The following is a 15,914-nucleotide window of genomic DNA, read 5'->3' on the forward strand; positions in this document are numbered from 1 at the left end:
AGACCATGGCACGACTGAAAGAGATTTACCGGAAGGAAATTGCTCCGAAGCTTAAGGAAGAACTTAAGCTGGCGAACGTGATGGAAGTTCCGCGCGTTACCAAGATCACCCTGAACATGGGTCTGGGCGAAGCTGTCGGCGACAAAAAAGTCATCGAGCACGCTGTTGCTGACCTGGAGAAGATCACCGGTCAGAAAGCCGTTGTGACTTTCGCTCGGAAATCCATCGCGGGCTTCAAAGTCCGTGAGGGCTGGCCGATCGGCGTTAAAGTTACTCTGCGCCGTGATCGTATGTACGAGTTCCTGGACCGCCTGCTGGCGATCTCCCTGCCTCGGGTTCGCGACTTCCGCGGCCTGAATGCCAAGTCCTTCGATGGTCGTGGCAACTACAGCATGGGCGTGAAAGAGCAGATCATCTTCCCGGAAATCGACTACGACAAGATCGATGCTCTGCGCGGTCTGGACATTACCCTGACCACCACTGCCAAGAACGATGACGAAGGCCGCGCTCTGCTGCGTGCTTTCAAATTCCCGTTCCGCAACTGATTGGAGTAGGAAAATGGCCAAGAAGAGCATGAAAAACCGTGAGCTGAAGCGTCAGCTCACTGTTGCCAAGTACGCCAAGAAGCGTGCCGAGCTGAAAGCGATCATCGTCAATCTGGAAGCAACTCCAGAAGAGCGTTTTGCCGCTGTCGTAGCTCTGCAGAAGCAGCCACGTGACGCCAGCGCTTCGCGCATGCGTAACCGCTGCCGCATCACCGGTCGTCCACACGGCGTTTACCGCAAGTTCGGCCTTGGCCGTAACAAGCTGCGTGAAGCAGCAATGCGCGGTGACGTTCCAGGTCTGGTTAAAGCCAGCTGGTAAGACGTACCGGCAGCGTCCAGGTGGCGGAGGAGCAATCTTCCGACCACCGGTGACTTTGCAGCGAAACAAGCCCCTTCTGGGGCTTGTTTCGTTTCTGGGATCTGTCTAGAATGACCGGCTCTCCTGAGCCCGGGTTTTTTGACCTGGCGAACTCAGGTGACTGTAGTAGCCGAGAGGCTAATTTTTCTTGTATCAGGAGCGTCTAGCCCATGAGTATGCAGGACCCGTTAGCGGACATGCTAACTCGCATCCGTAATGCCCAGATGGCTGAAAAGTCCGTCGTAAGCATGCCTTCGTCGACTCTGAAGGTTGCGGTAGCCAAAGTTCTGAAAGACGAAGGTTACATCGCTGGCTATCAGGTCAGCAGCGAAGTAAAGCCATCGCTTTCCATCGAGCTGAAATACTTCGAAGGCCGTCCGGTCATCGAGGAAGTCAAGCGCGTAAGTCGTCCAGGCCTGCGTCAGTACAAGTCCGTCGAAGAACTGCCGAAAGTACGTGGCGGTCTGGGCGTGTCTATTGTCTCCACCAACAAGGGTGTGATGACTGATCGTGCTGCGCGCGCTGCCGGTGTCGGCGGCGAAGTACTCTGCACAGTGTTCTAAGGGGGGATAAGCATGTCTCGCGTCGCTAAGAACCCCGTTAAGCTGCCAGCCGGTGTCGAAGTCAAATTCGTCGGCCAACAGCTTTCGGTGAAGGGTGCCAAGGGCACTCTCGAACTGAACGTTCACTCGTCCGTAGAAGTAGTTGAAGAAGCTGGTGAGCTGCGTTTCGCTGCTCGCAATGGCGATCAACAAACTCGCGCAATGGCCGGTACTACCCGTGCCCTGGTTAACAACATGGTCCAAGGCGTAAGCCAAGGCTTCGAGCGTAAGCTCCAGCTGGTCGGTGTTGGTTACAAAGCACAAGCCAAAGGCACCGTGCTGAACCTGGCGCTGGGCTTCTCGCATCCAGTGGATTACGAACTGCCGGCCGGTATCACCGCTGAGACCCCAAGCCAGACCGATATCCTGATCAAGGGTATCGACAAGCAGCTGGTAGGTCAGGTGGCCGCTGAAATCCGCGACTTCCGTCCACCAGAGCCGTACAAAGGCAAGGGTGTGCGTTACGCGGACGAAGTCGTCCGTCGTAAAGAAGCCAAGAAGAAGTAGGGCCTAGCAAATGACCGACAAAAAAGTTACTCGACTGCGTCGCGCTCGCAAAGCACGCCTGAAAATGCACGAACTCGAAGTCGTGCGTCTCTGCGTGTTCCGCTCCTCGCAGCACATCTATGCCCAGGTCCTTTCGGCCGACGGCAGCAAAGTCCTGGCCAGCGCCTCGACTTTGGACAAAGAACTGCGTGATGGCGCCACCGGCAACATCGACGCGGCCACTAAGGTTGGCAAGCTGGTAGCTGAGCGCGCGAAAGCCGCCGGTGTATCTCAAGTTGCCTTTGACCGTTCCGGCTTCAAGTACCACGGCCGCGTCAAGGCGCTGGCTGATGCTGCTCGTGAAGGCGGGCTGGAGTTCTAAGTTATGGCAAATAACGATCAAAAGCGCGACGAAGGCTACATCGAGAAGCTGGTTCAAGTTAACCGCGTTGCCAAAACCGTAAAAGGCGGCCGTATCTTCACTTTCACCGCGTTGACCGTGGTAGGTGATGGCAAGGGTCGTGTTGGTTTCGGTCGTGGCAAATCGCGCGAAGTACCTGCTGCGATCCAGAAAGCCATGGAAGCTGCTCGTCGCAACATGATTCAGGTTGACCTGAACGGCACCACTCTGCAGTACGCCACCAAGTCCGCCCATGGCGCGTCGAAGGTGTACATGCAGCCTGCCTCCGAAGGTACCGGTATCATCGCCGGCGGCGCAATGCGTGCCGTCCTGGAAGTTGCTGGCGTTCAGAACGTCCTGGCCAAGTGCTATGGCTCGACCAACCCTGTAAACGTGGTTCACGCCACTTTCAAGGGCCTGAAGGCTATGCAATCTCCTGAATCCATTGCTGCCAAGCGCGGCAAGAGCGTTGAGGAGATCCGTTGATCATGGCTACCGTTAAAGTAACGCTGATCAAAAGCACCGCCGGCCGTCTCCCTAACCACAAACTGTGTGTTAAGGGTCTGGGTCTGCGCCGCATCGGTCACACTGTAGAAGTCCTGGATACTCCCGAGAACCGCGGGATGATCAACAAGGCTTACTACATGCTGCGCGTCGAGGGTTAATCGATGAAACTCAATGATCTGAGTCCAGCGCCGGGTTCCCGTCGCGAGAAGCATCGTCCGGGTCGTGGTATCGGTAGTGGTTTGGGTAAGACTGGTGGCCGTGGTCACAAAGGTCAAACCTCCCGCTCCGGTGGCACCATCGCTCCAGGCTTTGAAGGCGGTCAACAGCCGCTGCACCGTCGTCTGCCGAAGTTCGGCTTCGTTTCCCTGAAAGCCATGGACCGCGCCGAAGTGCGTCTGTCCGAGCTGGCCAAAGTGGAAGGCGACGTTGTCACCGTGCAATCCTTGAAGGATGCCAACGTGATTAACCAGAACGTGCAGCGTGTGAAAATCATGCTGTCGGGCGAAGTTACTCGCGCAGTCACCATCAAGGGTATCGCAGCCACCAAAGGTGCGCGTGCGGCTATCGAAGCAGCTGGCGGCAAGTTCGAGGAATAAATGGCTAAGCAAGGTGCTCTCTCTTCGCTCGGCAAAGGCGGGATGTCTGAACTTTGGGCTCGTCTGCGTTTTCTGTTCCTGGCGATCATCGTCTATCGGATAGGCGCACACATCCCAGTTCCAGGTATCAACCCGGACCGGCTGGCGGAACTGTTTCGACAGAATGAGGGGACCATTCTTAGCTTGTTCAACATGTTTTCCGGCGGCGCGCTGGAGCGGATGAGCATCTTTGCACTGGGGATCATGCCGTACATTTCGGCATCGATCATCATGCAGCTGATGACCGCCGTGAGTCCGCAGCTGGAGCAGTTGAAGAAGGAAGGTGAAGCTGGCCGTCGCAAGATCAGCCAGTACACCCGCTACGGCACCGTAATCCTGGCGCTGGTCCAGGCCATTGGCATGTCCATTGGCCTGGCCGGTCAGGGCGTGGCGTTTTCTGCTGACTTTGGCTTCCATTTCGTTGCGGTGTCCACGTTTGTGGCCGGCGCGATGTTCATGATGTGGCTGGGTGAGCAGATCACGGAGCGCGGTGTAGGCAACGGTATCTCGATGTTGATCTTCGCAGGTATCGTCGCCGGTCTTCCGAGAGCAATCGGGCAGTCTTTCGAGTCTGCACGTACGGGCGATATCAACATTTTCGCTCTGGTCGCTATCGGTTTGCTGGCAGTAGCGATTATCGGTTTTGTGGTGTTCATTGAGCGTGGTCAGCGTCGTATCGCCGTTCACTACGCCAAGCGTCAGCAGGGTCGTAAGGTCTTCGCTGCGCAGACTAGCCACTTGCCGCTGAAAGTGAACATGGCGGGCGTTATTCCTGCCATTTTCGCGAGCAGCATCTTGCTGTTCCCGGCTTCGCTGGGTGCCTGGTTCGGTCAGTCCGAAGGTATGGGCTGGTTGCAGGACATCTCGCAGTCGATCGCTCCTGGTCAGCCGTTGAATATTCTGCTGTTTAGTGCAGGGATTATTTTCTTCTGCTTCTTCTATACGGCGTTGATGTTCAATCCGAAAGACGTAGCGGAGAACCTGAAGAAGTCCGGTGCCTTTATTCCGGGCATCCGTCCAGGTGAGCAGTCGGCGCGCTACATTGATGGCGTTCTGACCCGCTTGACCATGTTCGGTGCTCTTTATATGACGGCCGTCTGTCTGCTTCCCCAGTTCCTGGTGGTTGCGGCAAACGTTCCGTTCTACCTTGGCGGGACCTCGTTGCTGATTGTGGTAGTGGTTGTGATGGACTTCATGTCCCAAGTACAATCGCACCTCGTTTCGCACCAGTACGAATCCCTGATGAAGAAAGCCAACCTGAAAGGCTACGGTGGCAGCGGTTTGCTGCGCTGAGAGACCCTTAAGGTTCGAGGAGTTGGTGATGAAAGTTCGTGCATCGGTGAAAAAGCTGTGCCGTAACTGCAAAATTATTCGCCGCGAAGGTGTCGTTCGAGTAATTTGCAGTGCGGAACCACGTCACAAGCAGCGCCAAGGCTGAGTGTGATTTGCGCTTCAAACCCAGCAGCTAGTGCGCTGCTGGGTTGATTATTTGTTTCTACAGCGATATTATCTCGCGCCCTATTTCTTGGCTTCCGGGGCGTAGGTAGCTGTCAATTGGAGTCCCACTGAATGGCCCGTATTGCAGGCGTCAACATTCCAGATAACAAGCACACTGTTATCTCGCTGACCTACATCTATGGTGTTGGTCGCACTACTGCACAGAAAATCTGTGTAGAGACTGGGGTCAACCCAGCCGCTAAGATCAAGGATCTGAGCGACGAGCAGGTTGAATCGCTGCGTACTGAAGTTGCGAAGTACATCACCGAAGGTGATCTGCGCCGTGACATCAACATGAAAATCAAGCGGTTGATGGACCTGGGTTGCTACCGCGGCCTGCGTCATCGTCGGGGTCTGCCAGTACGCGGTCAGCGTACCAAGACCAACGCGCGTACCCGTAAGGGCCCGCGTAAGCCGATCCGCAAGTAATCGCACCAGCGAATCGACAGGAATTTAGAAATGGCAAAACCTGCTGCTCGTCCTCGTAAGAAAGTCAAAAAGACAGTGGTTGATGGCATCGCCCACATCCACGCGTCTTTCAACAACACCATCGTGACCATCACCGATCGTCAAGGTAACGCTCTGTCCTGGGCTACCTCCGGCGGTTCGGGTTTCCGCGGTTCCCGCAAGTCCACCCCGTTCGCTGCTCAAGTAGCTGCTGAGCGTGCTGGTCAAGCTGCGCTGGAATATGGTCTGAAGAACCTTGACGTCAACGTCAAGGGTCCAGGTCCAGGTCGTGAGTCCGCTGTTCGTGCTTTGAACGGTTGTGGCTATAAGATCGCCAGCATCACCGACGTGACGCCAATCCCGCATAACGGGTGCCGTCCGCCGAAGAAGCGCCGCGTGTAATCAGGAGACAGATAAATGGCACGTTACATTGGTCCAAAATGCAAACTGTCTCGTCGTGAAGGCACCGATCTGTTCCTGAAGAGCGGCGTTCGCGCTCTGGAATCGAAGTGCAACATCGAAGCAGCCCCAGGTATCCACGGCCAGCGCCGTGGCCGTCAGTCCGACTACGGCACCCAGCTGCGCGAGAAACAAAAAGTACGTCGCATCTATGGCGTTCTCGAGCGTCAGTTCAGCGGTTACTACAAGGAAGCAGCCGCCAAGAAGGGTGCAACCGGCGAGAACCTGCTGCAGCTGCTCGAATGCCGTCTGGATAACGTCGTTTATCGTATGGGCTTTGGCGCTACTCGTGCCGAATCCCGTCAGCTGGTTTCGCACAAAGCGATCAGCATCAACGGCAAGACTGTAAACATTCCGTCCTACCAAGTTCGTCCGGGTGACGTGGTCGCGGTTCGCGAGAAGTCGATGAACCAGCTGCGCATTGTTCAAGCCCTTGAACTATGCGCCCAGCGTGGCCGCGTTGAGTGGGTAGATGTGGATACTGCCAAGAAGTCGGGCGTTTTCAAGAACGTTCCAGCTCGCAGTGACCTGTCCGCCGACATCAACGAAAGCCTGATTGTCGAGCTCTACTCCAAGTAAGGGCTAGAAAATAGGTGCATCCATGCAGATTTCGGTAAATGAGTTCCTGACGCCCCGCCACATTGATGTGCAGGTCGTCAGTCCAACCCGCGCTAAAATCACGCTCGAGCCTCTCGAGCGTGGCTTTGGCCATACCCTGGGCAACGCGCTGCGCCGCATCCTGTTGTCCTCTATGCCTGGCTGTGCAGTGGTCGAGGCCGAGATTGACGGTGTACTCCATGAGTACTCGGCAATCGAAGGTGTACAGGAAGACGTCATTGAAATCCTGTTGAACCTGAAAGGCCTGGCTATCAAACTGCACGGTCGTGACGAAGTTACGCTGACCTTGTCGAAAAAGGGTTCGGGGGTGGTTACCGCTGCCGATATTCAGCTGGATCATGATGTCGAGATCGTTAACCCCGATCACGTAATCGCTAACCTGGCGTCTAACGGCGCCCTGAACATGAAGCTCACCGTAGCTCGTGGTCGTGGTTATGAGCCGGCCGATTCGCGTCAGAGCGATGAAGACGAAAGCCGCAGCATTGGTCGCTTGCAGCTCGACTCTTCGTTCAGCCCGGTTCGCCGTATCGCATACGTGGTGGAAAACGCCCGTGTCGAGCAGCGTACCAACCTGGACAAGCTGGTTATTGATCTGGAAACCAACGGTACCCTGGATCCTGAAGAGGCTATCCGTCGTGCTGCAACCATCCTGCAACAGCAGCTGGCTGCGTTCGTCGACCTCAAAGGTGACAGCGAACCTGTGGTAGTCGAACAGGAAGACGAGATCGATCCGATCCTGCTTCGTCCGGTTGACGATCTGGAATTGACCGTGCGTTCGGCCAACTGCCTTAAGGCGGAGAACATTTACTACATCGGCGATCTGATTCAGCGCACCGAAGTAGAACTGTTGAAGACTCCGAACCTGGGCAAGAAGTCCCTGACTGAAATCAAGGACGTTCTGGCCTCCCGTGGTCTGTCCCTCGGCATGCGCCTCGACAACTGGCCGCCTGCAAGTCTTAAGAAAGACGACAAGGCGACTGCCTGATCGTCGTAATCACCGAACGTAGTGTTTGGTAAGGAATGAATCATGCGTCATCGTAAAAGTGGACGTCACCTGAGCCGTACCAGCTCCCACCGCAAGGCTATGTTCCAGAACATGGCGGTGTCGCTGTTCGAGCACGAGCTGATCAAAACTACCCTGCCGAAAGCCAAGGAACTGCGCCGCGTTGCCGAGCCGCTGATCACCCTGGCCAAGGAAGACAGCGTAGCTAACCGTCGTCTGGCTTTCGACCGTACCCGTTCGAAAGAAATCGTCGGTAAGCTGTTCAACGATCTGGGCAAGCGCTATGCCACCCGTCAGGGCGGCTACCTGCGTATCCTCAAGTGCGGTTTCCGCGCTGGCGATAACGCACCAATGGCGTACGTCGAGCTGGTTGATCGTCCTGTCGGTGGCTCGGTAGAAGCTGCTGAGTAAGGCGACAGTCTGAAACAGGAAACCGGGCCTAGTGCCCGGTTTTTTGTGTCTGTATGTATTGTAATAATCTATTGATCTGAGTCGGGTAATGAATTTGTTGCTGTCATAGTTCTGGCCGATACTCATGCCAAGCCGATTAGCCGGCAGTTTGAGACCGATAGGGAGATAGCGCATGAGCCAGACCAAGACACTGACCACCGCCAGCGGTGCACCGGTTGCCGACAACCAGAACTCGCGCTCCGCAGGACCGCGTGGGCCGTTGTTGCTGGATGACTTCCACCTGCTTGAAAAGCTCGCCCACTTCAATCGCGAGAACATTCCAGAGCGCCGTGTACACGCCAAGGGCTCGGGTGCCTATGGCACCTTTACGGTGACCCGGGATATCACCTCGTATAGCTGCGCCAAGCTGTTCAGCACCGTCGGTAAGCAGACCGAAACTTTCCTGCGCTTCTCCACCGTTGGCGGCGAACGCGGTTCGGCCGATACCGAGCGCGACCCGCGTGGTTTCGCTCTGAAGTTCTATACCGAGGAAGGCAACTGGGACATCGTAGGCAACAACACTCCGGTGTTCTTCATTCGCGATCCGCTGAAATTCCCCGATTTTATCCACACCCAGAAGCGCCTGCCGCAAAGTAACCTGAAAAGCGCGCAGATGATGTGGGACTTCTGGTCGCATTCGCCTGAAGCGCTGCACCAGGTCACCATCCTGTTCTCCGACCGCGGCATTCCTGATGGTTACCGCCACATGCACGGCTTTGGCAGCCACACCTACAGCCTGATCAATGCAGATGGCCAACGCACCTGGGTCAAGTGGCACTTCAAGACCCAACAGGGCATAAAAAACCTGGCTCCCGCCGAAGCCGCCCGTCTGGCCGGCACCGATCCGGACTACGCTCAGCGTGACCTGTTCGAGGCCATCGAGCGCGGCGACTTCCCGAAATGGGCGGTGTGCATCCAGGTGATGAGCGAAGAAGAAGCGGCTAGCCGCGACGAGAACCCCTTTGATGTGACCAAGACCTGGTCGCAGAAGGATTACCCGTTGATCGAGATCGGCGAGCTGGAACTGAACCGCAATCCGCTCAACTACTTCGCCGAGGTCGAGCAGGCTGCATTCGGGCCGAGCAATATGGTTCCAGGTGTCGGTCTGTCGCCTGATCGCATGCTCCAGGGCCGCGTGTTTGCCTATGCAGATGCTCATCGCTACCGCGTCGGTACCAACCACCAGCAACTGCCGGTAAACGCCCCACGCAGCCCGGTGAACACCTACCAGCGTGATGGCAGCATGGCGTTTGGCAGCAACGGTGGTGCTGCGCCGAACTACGAGCCCAACAGTTACGGCAATGCACCGAAGCAGGCGCCGCAGTATGCCGAGCCAGCACTGGAGTTGAACGGTGTGGCTGATCGTTACGATCATCGCGAAGACACCGATTACTACAGTCACGCCGGTGCACTGTTCCGCTTGATGAACGCCGAGCAGAAGGCCCTGTTGATCAGCAACATTGCCGGGGCCATGGCCGGGGTTTCCGAAGATGTCGTTCAGCGTCAGTTGCAGCACTTCTTCAAGGCCGATCCGGCCTATGGAGAGGGGATTGCCAAGGCTTTGGGCATAAATCTCGCCTAAGTCGAAGTGATAAGAAGAACCGCCCTCATTTGGGCGGTTTTTCAATGAATATCACTACCGTTTACCTGCTTTTTTGCACATTTCTGCCCGATTCCAAGTGACCTTCCGGGCATCCTGGTTCAAACTATAACTTTCACACAGGGAGAGGCAGGGCGATGCAAGGTCACCCGGACGTAATCGATTATCTCAACACGTTGCTGACGGGCGAACTGGCGGCACGTGATCAATATTTCATCCACTCGCGGATGTACGAAGACTGGGGCTTGAGCAAGCTCTACGAGCGTATCAACCACGAGATGGAAGAAGAGACCCAGCACGCTGATGCCCTGATGCGTCGTATCCTCATGCTCGAAGGTACCCCACGCATGCGTCCGGAAGACCTGGACGTCGGCACGACGGTACCGGAAATGATTGCCGCCGACCTGCGCCTGGAGTACAAGGTGCGCGCCGCGCTGTGCAAAGGCATCGAGCTGTGCGAACTGCACAAGGACTACATCAGCCGCGACATCCTGCGCCTGCAGTTGGCCGACACTGAAGAAGATCACACCTACTGGCTGGAAAAGCAGCAGGGCCTGATCAAGGCCATCGGCCTGGAGAATTACCTGCAATCGCAAATGTAATCACCGGCGACAAAAAAAGCCCCTGTCATGCAAATGACAGGGGCTTTTTCATGGGCCTCAAGCGCGGTCGCGCAGCAATAACGGCTTGAGGTAGTAGCCGGTGTACGACTGTTTCATCTCGGCGACTTCCTCTGGCGTGCCAAAACCGATGATCTGACCGCCTTTGGAGCCGCCCTCAGGGCCGAGGTCGACGATCCAGTCAGCGGTCTTGATCACGTCCAGGTTGTGCTCGATCACCACCACGGTGTTGCCGTGGTCGCGCAGGCGATGCAGTACATCGAGCAGCTGCTGGATATCGGCAAAGTGCAGGCCGGTGGTCGGCTCGTCGAGGATGTACAGGGTCTTGCCGGTATCACGCTTGGACAGTTCGCGTGACAGCTTGACCCGCTGAGCCTCACCGCCAGACAGGGTAGTAGCCGACTGTCCGAGCTTGATGTAGGACAGGCCTACATCCATCAGGGTTTGCAGCTTGCGCGCCAGGGCCGGCACCGCGTCGAAGAACTCGCGGGCTTCCTCGATGGTCATTTCCAGGACCTCGTGGATGTTCTTGCCCTTGTACTTGATCTCCAGGGTTTCGCGGTTGTAACGCTTGCTCTTGCACACGTCGCAGGGCACATAGATGTCCGGCAGGAAGTGCATTTCGACCTTGATCAGACCGTCGCCCTGACAGGCCTCGCAGCGTCCGCCTTTGACGTTGAAGGAAAAGCGCCCCGGGCCATAGCCGCGGGAGCGAGACTCAGGCACGCCGGAGAACAGCTCACGGATCGGGGTGAACAGGCCGGTGTAGGTCGCCGGGTTCGAGCGAGGTGTGCGGCCGATCGGGCTCTGGTCGATATCCACCACTTTATCCAAGTGCTGCAGACCGTCACAGCTGTCATGTGGCGCCGCCTCCAGGGTGCTGGCGCCATTGAGGGCAGTAGCACTGAGGGGGAACAGGGTGTTGTTGATCAGGGTCGACTTGCCCGAGCCGGATACCCCGGTCACGCAGGTCAGCAGGCCGATCGGGATGTCCAGGTCGACATTTTGCAGGTTGTTGCCACGCGCACCCTTGAGCTTGAGCGAGAGCTTCTTGTTGCGCGGGGTGCGTTTGGCCGGGACGGCAATTTTCACCCGTCCAGACAGATATTTACCGGTCAGCGAGTCAGGATGGGCCATGACCTCGGCCGGTGTGCCTTCGGCGACGATCTGACCGCCATGCACGCCGGCACCCGGCCCGATATCCACGACGTAGTCGGCCAGGCGGATGGCATCTTCGTCGTGTTCGACGACGATCACCGTGTTGCCGATATCACGCAGGTGGTTGAGGGTTGCCAGCAGACGGTCGTTGTCGCGTTGGTGCAGGCCGATGGACGGCTCGTCGAGGATGTACATCACCCCGACCAGGCCGGCGCCAATCTGGCTGGCCAGGCGGATACGCTGGGCCTCACCCCCGGAGAGGGTGTCGGCGCTGCGATCGAGGGTCAGGTAGTCGAGGCCGACATTGACCAGGAACTGCAGGCGCTCACAAATTTCCTTGAGGATCTTGTCGGCAATTTCGCCACGACGGCCGGTCAGCTTGAGGCCGCCGAAGTAATTGCTGGCATCGCCGATCGGCAGGTTGGTAACCGCCGGCAGCGTCTTTTCGCCGACCCAGACGTGCCGAGCCTCACGGCGCAAGCGCGTACCACGGCAATCCGGGCAGGGCTGGGTGCTGAGGAACTTGGCCAGCTCTTCGCGCACGGTGGCCGACTCGGTCTCGCGGTAGCGTCGCTCCAGGTTCGGCACGATGCCTTCGAACGGGTGCGAGCGCTTGACGATATCGCCGCGGTCGTTGAGGTATTTGAAGTCGACGTTCTGCTTGCCACTGCCGTGCAGGATGACTTTCTGCTGTTCGGCCGGCAGCTCGCCGAAGGGCACTTCGAGGCTGAAGTCGTAGTGCGCGGCCAGTGAGCCGAGCATCTGGAAGTAGTAGACGTTGCGCCGGTCCCAGCCGCGAATCGCGCCCTCGGCCAGGGTCAGTTCGCTGTTGACCAGGCGCTTGGTGTCGAAGAACTGTTTGACCCCCAGCCCGTCGCAGGTCGGACAGGCGCCAGCCGGGTTGTTGAAGGAGAACAGCTTGGGCTCCAGCTCGCTGATGGCATGACCGCAGATCGGGCAGGCGAAGCGCGCCGAGAAGATCATCTCTTCGAACGGCTCGTCGTCCATCGAGGCAACCAGGGCGATACCGTCGGCCAGCTTCAGTGCAGTCTCGAAGGATTCGGCCAGACGCTGCTGGAGGTCTTCACGGACCTTGAAGCGGTCGACCACCACTTCGATGGTGTGCTTCTTCTGTTTATCCAGTTTGGGCAGTTCATCGAGCTCGAACAGCTTGCCGTTGACCCGGGCACGGACGAAGCCCTGGGCGCGCAGTTCCTCGAAGACGGCCAGGTGCTCGCCTTTGCGTTCGCGAATCACCGGGGCCAGCAGCATCAGCTTGCTGCCTTCAGGCTGGGCCAGCACCAGGTCGACCATCTGGCTCACGGTTTGCGCTTCCAGCGGGATGTCGTGGTCCGGGCAGCGTGGCGTACCTACGCGGGCGTAGAGCAGGCGCAGGTAGTCGTAGATCTCGGTGATGGTGCCGACGGTCGAGCGCGGGTTGTGCGAGGTCGATTTCTGCTCGATGGAAATGGCCGGCGACAGTCCTTCGATGGTGTCGACGTCGGGCTTTTCCATCATCGACAGGAACTGCCGGGCGTAAGCCGACAGCGATTCGACGTAGCGGCGCTGGCCCTCGGCGTACAGGGTGTCGAAGGCCAGCGACGACTTGCCGGAACCGGACAGGCCGGTGATAACGATCAGCTTGTCCCGGGGCAGGGTCAGGTCGATGTTCTTCAGGTTGTGGGTCCGTGCCCCACGAATCAGAATCTTGTCCACTGCGGCCTCGCTTGGCGGGCATAAACGGTTGAGTATACGGCCCCCTGCCATTACGCGGCAAAGCGTCACGTGTATGCCGTTAAGCGATGGGACTGATAGAATCGCCGCCGGTTCACACGAGGTTTATCCATGCACGATCCCCACAGCGAACGCATGAGTGGCAGCGAAACCCGCGCCGCAGGCGGTCTGGCCCTGGTGTTCGCCTTCCGTATGCTGGGCATGTTCATGGTCCTGCCGGTGCTGGCGACCTATGGCATGGACCTGGCAGGCGCCACCCCGGCGCTGATTGGCCTGGCCATTGGCGCTTATGGTCTGACCCAGGCGTTGCTGCAGATTCCGTTCGGGGTCATTTCCGATCGTATTGGTCGTCGTCCGGTGATTTACCTGGGCCTGGTCATCTTTGCCCTGGGCAGCGTGCTGGCGGCCCAGGCCGATTCGATCTGGGGAGTGATTGCCGGACGTATCCTGCAAGGTGCCGGGGCGATTTCGGCGGCAGTAATGGCGCTGCTTTCGGACCTTACCCGCGAGCAACACCGGACCAAGGCCATGGCCATGATCGGCATGAGCATCGGTTTGTCGTTTGCCGTGGCGATGGTGGTTGGCCCCTTGCTGACCCGGGCCTTCGGATTGTCCGGGCTGTTCCTGGCCACGGCGGCCATGGCGTTGGTCGGCATCGGCCTGATCGCCTTTGTTGTACCTGCGTCCCACGTTGCCTTGCAACACCGTGAGTCTGGCGTTGCCAAGCAGGCCCTGAGGCCGACCTTGCGTCATCCCGACCTGCTGCGCCTGGATGTCGGCATCTTCGTCTTGCATGCGATCCTGATGGCCAGCTTCGTCGCCTTGCCCCTGGCGTTGGTCGAGCGCGGTGGCCTGCCCAAGGAAGAGCATTGGTGGGTGTACCTGACCGCCTTGCTGATCTCATTTTTTGCAATGATCCCGTTCATCATCTACGGCGAAAAAAAGCGCAAGATGAAACGTGTCCTGCTGGGCGCGGTCAGTGTGTTGGTGCTGACCGAGCTGTACTTCTGGCTGTCGGCAGACAACTTGCGCGAACTGGTGATCGGCACCGTGATATTCTTTACTGCCTTCAACCTGCTGGAGGCATCCTTGCCTTCGCTGGTGAGCAAGGTGTCGCCCGCCGGCGGCAAGGGCACGGCCATGGGGGTGTATTCCACCAGCCAGTTCCTTGGTGCCGCGCTGGGAGGAATTCTCGGTGGCTGGTTGTTCCAGCACGGTGGTCTGAGCACGGTGTTCCTGGGCTGCGCAGCCTTGTGTGCAGTGTGGTGGATCGTTGCGCTGAGCATGCGCGAGCCGCCGTACGTGACCAGCCTGCGTATGCCGTTGTCGGCCGAGGCGGTCCGCGAAGCGGGACTGACCGAACGGCTGTTGGCCGTACCGGGTGTGACCGACGCAGTGGTGGTGGCCGATGAAGCCGCCATCTATATCAAACTTGATACACAAATTTTGGATCGCACGACCCTGGAGCGCCTGGTAAACCCGGCCTCCGCAGCGTGCGAAGCCTAGGAGAACGTTATGGCCCGTGGGGTTAACAAAGTCATTCTGGTCGGTACTTGCGGTCAGGATCCCGAAGTCCGCTACCTGCCCAACGGTAACGCCGTGACCAACCTGAGCCTGGCTACCAGCGAGCAGTGGACCGACAAGCAGACCGGCCAGAAGGTCGAGCGCACCGAGTGGCACCGCGTGTCGATGTTCGGCAAGGTTGCTGAGATCGCCGGCGAGTACCTGCGCAAAGGTTCGCAGGTCTACATCGAAGGCAAGCTGCAGACCCGTGAGTGGGAAAAAGACGGCATCAAGCGTTACACCACTGAAATCATCGTCGACATGCAGGGCACCATGCAGCTGCTCGGTGGTCGTCCGCAGAACCAGGACGGTGCTCCACAGCAGGGTGGCAACAACTACAACCAGGCGCCACGCCAGCAGGCTCCGCGTCCGCAGCAGTCGGCACCGCAGCAGCGCCCCGCGCCACAACAGGCCGCTCCGCAGCCGGCTCCGGATTTCGACAGCTTTGATGACGATATTCCGTTTTGACCGTAACTCACTGAATAGCCTGAAAAGCCTGGCATTGGTTCTCAATGCCAGGCTTTTTGCGTTCAGGGGCACCCTCGCGCTATTGGTCCAGTTGATCAATCGCCGCTTGAGCAAACTGTGCATCCAGCTCCGGGGTCGCGCCGCTGATACCAATACCGCCGAGGTGCAAGCCGTTTTTGTTGATGATTGGCAACCCACCTTCCAGCAACAGAAAACCCGGGATGGACGCATAAGGGTTGCCCGGCAACCCTGCACTCCGTTCTGCCAGCACTTTGGTTGAGAGAGGGAATTGAGCGGAGGTTGACGCCTTGAGTTGGGATACTTGAATGCTGCCGACGCTGGTGTTGTCCATACGATGGAAGTATTTGAGGTTGCCATGGCGGTCGACAATGCTGACAACGATCGACAAGTTTTTTTCTCGGGCAGCACGCTCTGCGGCACCGAGCATTTTCTCAGCCATCTGCGCTGTAATCGAAGACGCAGTGTCTTGTTCGTGCTTTGCGGCTGCCTCACGACGGGTGCCTGGATCGGCTAGCGCTGGCCCATTGAGCAATAGCGGACCGATCAATGTGATAAGTCCTGCGAGGTTACGTATCGTTTTCATGGCATGTCGCGGTCCTTGGGTACGCTTGCCAAGGTAGCAGGGCGGGGAGCGACCAGGAGTAGTCCACTTCTCGACATAGTGTCAGATAAGCCTGGGTGTGCATTCTCCACCGATAGTCCATCCTCACCCCTTCTTCAGAATTCTTGACTACAGTATCAAC

At 57.9% G+C, this 15,914-nt stretch carries 21 protein-coding genes; 19 read left to right on the forward strand and 2 right to left on the reverse strand.

Translation table 11 applies throughout. From position 1 onward, the window contains the following. Positions 1-5: 5 nt before the first annotated feature. The 17 genes from rplE to bfr all read left to right on the forward strand — a co-directional run bounded on the left by rplE (position 6) and on the right by bfr (position 10,209). Positions 6-545, forward strand: coding sequence for a 50S ribosomal protein L5 (gene rplE, locus ACRESH_RS15880; RefSeq protein WP_028944480.1), 540 nt, complete (start codon positions 6-8; stop codon positions 543-545). A 13-nt stretch (positions 546-558) separates the two neighbouring features. Beyond that, a complete protein-coding gene (gene rpsN / locus ACRESH_RS15885) occupies positions 559-864 on the forward strand; it encodes a 30S ribosomal protein S14 (RefSeq protein ID WP_203479709.1) in 306 nt (101 codons plus the stop codon). A gap of 209 nt (positions 865-1,073) precedes the next feature. Continuing rightward, on the forward strand, positions 1,074-1,466 hold the full coding sequence (rpsH, locus tag ACRESH_RS15890; protein WP_010220313.1) for a 30S ribosomal protein S8: 393 nt from the start codon (positions 1,074-1,076) through the stop codon (positions 1,464-1,466). Between the two features lie 12 nt (positions 1,467-1,478). Next, positions 1,479-2,012 (forward strand): 50S ribosomal protein L6, encoded by a 534-nt coding sequence (gene rplF / locus ACRESH_RS15895; protein ID WP_038606175.1) that lies wholly within the window; start codon positions 1,479-1,481, stop codon positions 2,010-2,012. Positions 2,013-2,022: 10 nt separating this feature from the next. After that, a complete protein-coding gene (gene rplR, locus ACRESH_RS15900; RefSeq protein ID WP_038606178.1) occupies positions 2,023-2,373 on the forward strand; it encodes a 50S ribosomal protein L18 in 351 nt (116 codons plus the stop codon). A gap of 3 nt (positions 2,374-2,376) precedes the next feature. After that, a complete protein-coding gene (rpsE, locus tag ACRESH_RS15905; RefSeq protein ID WP_010220316.1) occupies positions 2,377-2,877 on the forward strand; it encodes a 30S ribosomal protein S5 in 501 nt (166 codons plus the stop codon). Positions 2,878-2,879: 2 nt separating this feature from the next. Continuing rightward, positions 2,880-3,056 carry a 50S ribosomal protein L30 gene (rpmD, locus tag ACRESH_RS15910; RefSeq protein ID WP_010220317.1) on the forward strand — a complete coding sequence of 59 codons (177 nt, stop codon included), beginning with the start codon at positions 2,880-2,882 and terminating at the stop codon, positions 3,054-3,056. Between the two features lie 3 nt (positions 3,057-3,059). Continuing rightward, on the forward strand, positions 3,060-3,494 hold the full coding sequence (gene rplO / locus ACRESH_RS15915; protein WP_010220318.1) for a 50S ribosomal protein L15: 435 nt from the start codon (positions 3,060-3,062) through the stop codon (positions 3,492-3,494). After that, a complete protein-coding gene (secY, locus tag ACRESH_RS15920; protein WP_010220319.1) occupies positions 3,495-4,826 on the forward strand; it encodes a preprotein translocase subunit SecY in 1,332 nt (443 codons plus the stop codon). Positions 4,827-4,854: 28 nt separating this feature from the next. Continuing rightward, complete coding sequence (gene rpmJ, locus ACRESH_RS15925; RefSeq protein WP_002555468.1) at positions 4,855-4,971, forward strand: 50S ribosomal protein L36; 117 nt, start codon at positions 4,855-4,857, stop codon at positions 4,969-4,971. 131 nt (positions 4,972-5,102) lie between these two features. After that, complete coding sequence (gene rpsM, locus ACRESH_RS15930) at positions 5,103-5,459, forward strand: 30S ribosomal protein S13 (protein ID WP_028944477.1); 357 nt, start codon at positions 5,103-5,105, stop codon at positions 5,457-5,459. 30 nt (positions 5,460-5,489) lie between these two features. Continuing rightward, positions 5,490-5,879 carry a 30S ribosomal protein S11 gene (gene rpsK, locus ACRESH_RS15935; protein ID WP_002555466.1) on the forward strand — a complete coding sequence of 130 codons (390 nt, stop codon included), beginning with the start codon at positions 5,490-5,492 and terminating at the stop codon, positions 5,877-5,879. Positions 5,880-5,894: 15 nt separating this feature from the next. Further along, positions 5,895-6,515, forward strand: a complete 621-nt coding sequence (gene rpsD, locus ACRESH_RS15940; protein ID WP_431742885.1) for a 30S ribosomal protein S4 — start codon at positions 5,895-5,897, stop codon at positions 6,513-6,515. 22 nt (positions 6,516-6,537) lie between these two features. Further along, positions 6,538-7,539 (forward strand): DNA-directed RNA polymerase subunit alpha, encoded by a 1,002-nt coding sequence (locus ACRESH_RS15945; protein WP_003186012.1) that lies wholly within the window; start codon positions 6,538-6,540, stop codon positions 7,537-7,539. 42 nt (positions 7,540-7,581) lie between these two features. Further along, on the forward strand, positions 7,582-7,968 hold the full coding sequence (gene rplQ / locus ACRESH_RS15950; protein WP_002555463.1) for a 50S ribosomal protein L17: 387 nt from the start codon (positions 7,582-7,584) through the stop codon (positions 7,966-7,968). Positions 7,969-8,140: 172 nt separating this feature from the next. Further along, entirely contained in the window at positions 8,141-9,589 is a 1,449-nt protein-coding gene (locus ACRESH_RS15955) for a catalase (RefSeq protein WP_431742886.1), read from the forward strand. Positions 9,590-9,744: 155 nt separating this feature from the next. Next, positions 9,745-10,209, forward strand: a complete 465-nt coding sequence (gene bfr / locus ACRESH_RS15960) for a bacterioferritin (protein ID WP_431742887.1) — start codon at positions 9,745-9,747, stop codon at positions 10,207-10,209. A 57-nt stretch (positions 10,210-10,266) separates the two neighbouring features. On the opposite strand, the gene uvrA is transcribed toward bfr, so the two are convergent. Next, positions 10,267-13,101 (reverse strand): excinuclease ABC subunit UvrA, encoded by a 2,835-nt coding sequence (gene uvrA, locus ACRESH_RS15965; RefSeq protein ID WP_431742888.1) that lies wholly within the window; start codon positions 13,099-13,101, stop codon positions 10,267-10,269. Between the two features lie 129 nt (positions 13,102-13,230). Between uvrA and ACRESH_RS15970 the strand changes: the two genes are divergently transcribed. Both ACRESH_RS15970 and ACRESH_RS15975 read left to right on the forward strand, forming a co-directional pair. Then, positions 13,231-14,625, forward strand: coding sequence for an MFS transporter (locus ACRESH_RS15970; protein WP_431742889.1), 1,395 nt, complete (start codon positions 13,231-13,233; stop codon positions 14,623-14,625). Between the two features lie 9 nt (positions 14,626-14,634). Further along, the gene (locus ACRESH_RS15975) at positions 14,635-15,150 is read left to right on the forward strand and encodes a single-stranded DNA-binding protein (protein WP_274072006.1); all 516 of its coding nucleotides are present in this window, start codon (positions 14,635-14,637) and stop codon (positions 15,148-15,150) included. A gap of 79 nt (positions 15,151-15,229) precedes the next feature. On the opposite strand, the gene ACRESH_RS15980 is transcribed toward ACRESH_RS15975, so the two are convergent. Then, the gene (locus ACRESH_RS15980) at positions 15,230-15,754 is read right to left on the reverse strand and encodes a GlcG/HbpS family heme-binding protein (RefSeq protein ID WP_431742890.1); all 525 of its coding nucleotides are present in this window, start codon (positions 15,752-15,754) and stop codon (positions 15,230-15,232) included. Positions 15,755-15,914 lie beyond the last annotated feature (160 nt).

It is taken from the genome of Pseudomonas sp. (genome assembly GCF_050739775.1).
Taxonomy (GTDB): Bacteria; Pseudomonadota; Gammaproteobacteria; order Pseudomonadales; family Pseudomonadaceae; genus Aquipseudomonas.

Excerpts from the sequence above, each read along its gene's own strand:
- rplQ (WP_002555463.1), top strand. The coding sequence starts at position 7,582 with ATGCGTCATCGTAAAAGTGGACGTCACCTGAGCCGTACCAGCTCCCAC.
- secY (WP_010220319.1), top strand. The coding sequence starts at position 3,495 with ATGGCTAAGCAAGGTGCTCTCTCTTCGCTCGGCAAAGGCGGGATGTCT.
- rpmD (WP_010220317.1), top strand. The coding sequence starts at position 2,880 with ATGGCTACCGTTAAAGTAACGCTGATCAAAAGCACCGCCGGCCGTCTC.
- rpsK (WP_002555466.1), top strand. The coding sequence starts at position 5,490 with ATGGCAAAACCTGCTGCTCGTCCTCGTAAGAAAGTCAAAAAGACAGTG.
- rpmJ (WP_002555468.1), top strand. The coding sequence starts at position 4,855 with ATGAAAGTTCGTGCATCGGTGAAAAAGCTGTGCCGTAACTGCAAAATT.
- rpsE (WP_010220316.1), top strand. The coding sequence starts at position 2,377 with ATGGCAAATAACGATCAAAAGCGCGACGAAGGCTACATCGAGAAGCTG.
- rplO (WP_010220318.1), top strand. The coding sequence starts at position 3,060 with ATGAAACTCAATGATCTGAGTCCAGCGCCGGGTTCCCGTCGCGAGAAG.
- rpsH (WP_010220313.1), top strand. The coding sequence starts at position 1,074 with ATGAGTATGCAGGACCCGTTAGCGGACATGCTAACTCGCATCCGTAAT.
- rplF (WP_038606175.1), top strand. The coding sequence starts at position 1,479 with ATGTCTCGCGTCGCTAAGAACCCCGTTAAGCTGCCAGCCGGTGTCGAA.
- ACRESH_RS15945 (WP_003186012.1), top strand. The coding sequence starts at position 6,538 with ATGCAGATTTCGGTAAATGAGTTCCTGACGCCCCGCCACATTGATGTG.
- rplR (WP_038606178.1), top strand. The coding sequence starts at position 2,023 with ATGACCGACAAAAAAGTTACTCGACTGCGTCGCGCTCGCAAAGCACGC.
- bfr (WP_431742887.1), top strand. The coding sequence starts at position 9,745 with ATGCAAGGTCACCCGGACGTAATCGATTATCTCAACACGTTGCTGACG.
- ACRESH_RS15975 (WP_274072006.1), top strand. The coding sequence starts at position 14,635 with ATGGCCCGTGGGGTTAACAAAGTCATTCTGGTCGGTACTTGCGGTCAG.
- ACRESH_RS15980 (WP_431742890.1), bottom strand. The coding sequence starts at position 15,754 with ATGAAAACGATACGTAACCTCGCAGGACTTATCACATTGATCGGTCCG.
- rpsN (WP_203479709.1), top strand. The coding sequence starts at position 559 with ATGGCCAAGAAGAGCATGAAAAACCGTGAGCTGAAGCGTCAGCTCACT.
- ACRESH_RS15955 (WP_431742886.1), top strand. The coding sequence starts at position 8,141 with ATGAGCCAGACCAAGACACTGACCACCGCCAGCGGTGCACCGGTTGCC.
- ACRESH_RS15970 (WP_431742889.1), top strand. The coding sequence starts at position 13,231 with ATGCACGATCCCCACAGCGAACGCATGAGTGGCAGCGAAACCCGCGCC.
- rpsM (WP_028944477.1), top strand. The coding sequence starts at position 5,103 with ATGGCCCGTATTGCAGGCGTCAACATTCCAGATAACAAGCACACTGTT.
- rplE (WP_028944480.1), top strand. The coding sequence starts at position 6 with ATGGCACGACTGAAAGAGATTTACCGGAAGGAAATTGCTCCGAAGCTT.
- rpsD (WP_431742885.1), top strand. The coding sequence starts at position 5,895 with ATGGCACGTTACATTGGTCCAAAATGCAAACTGTCTCGTCGTGAAGGC.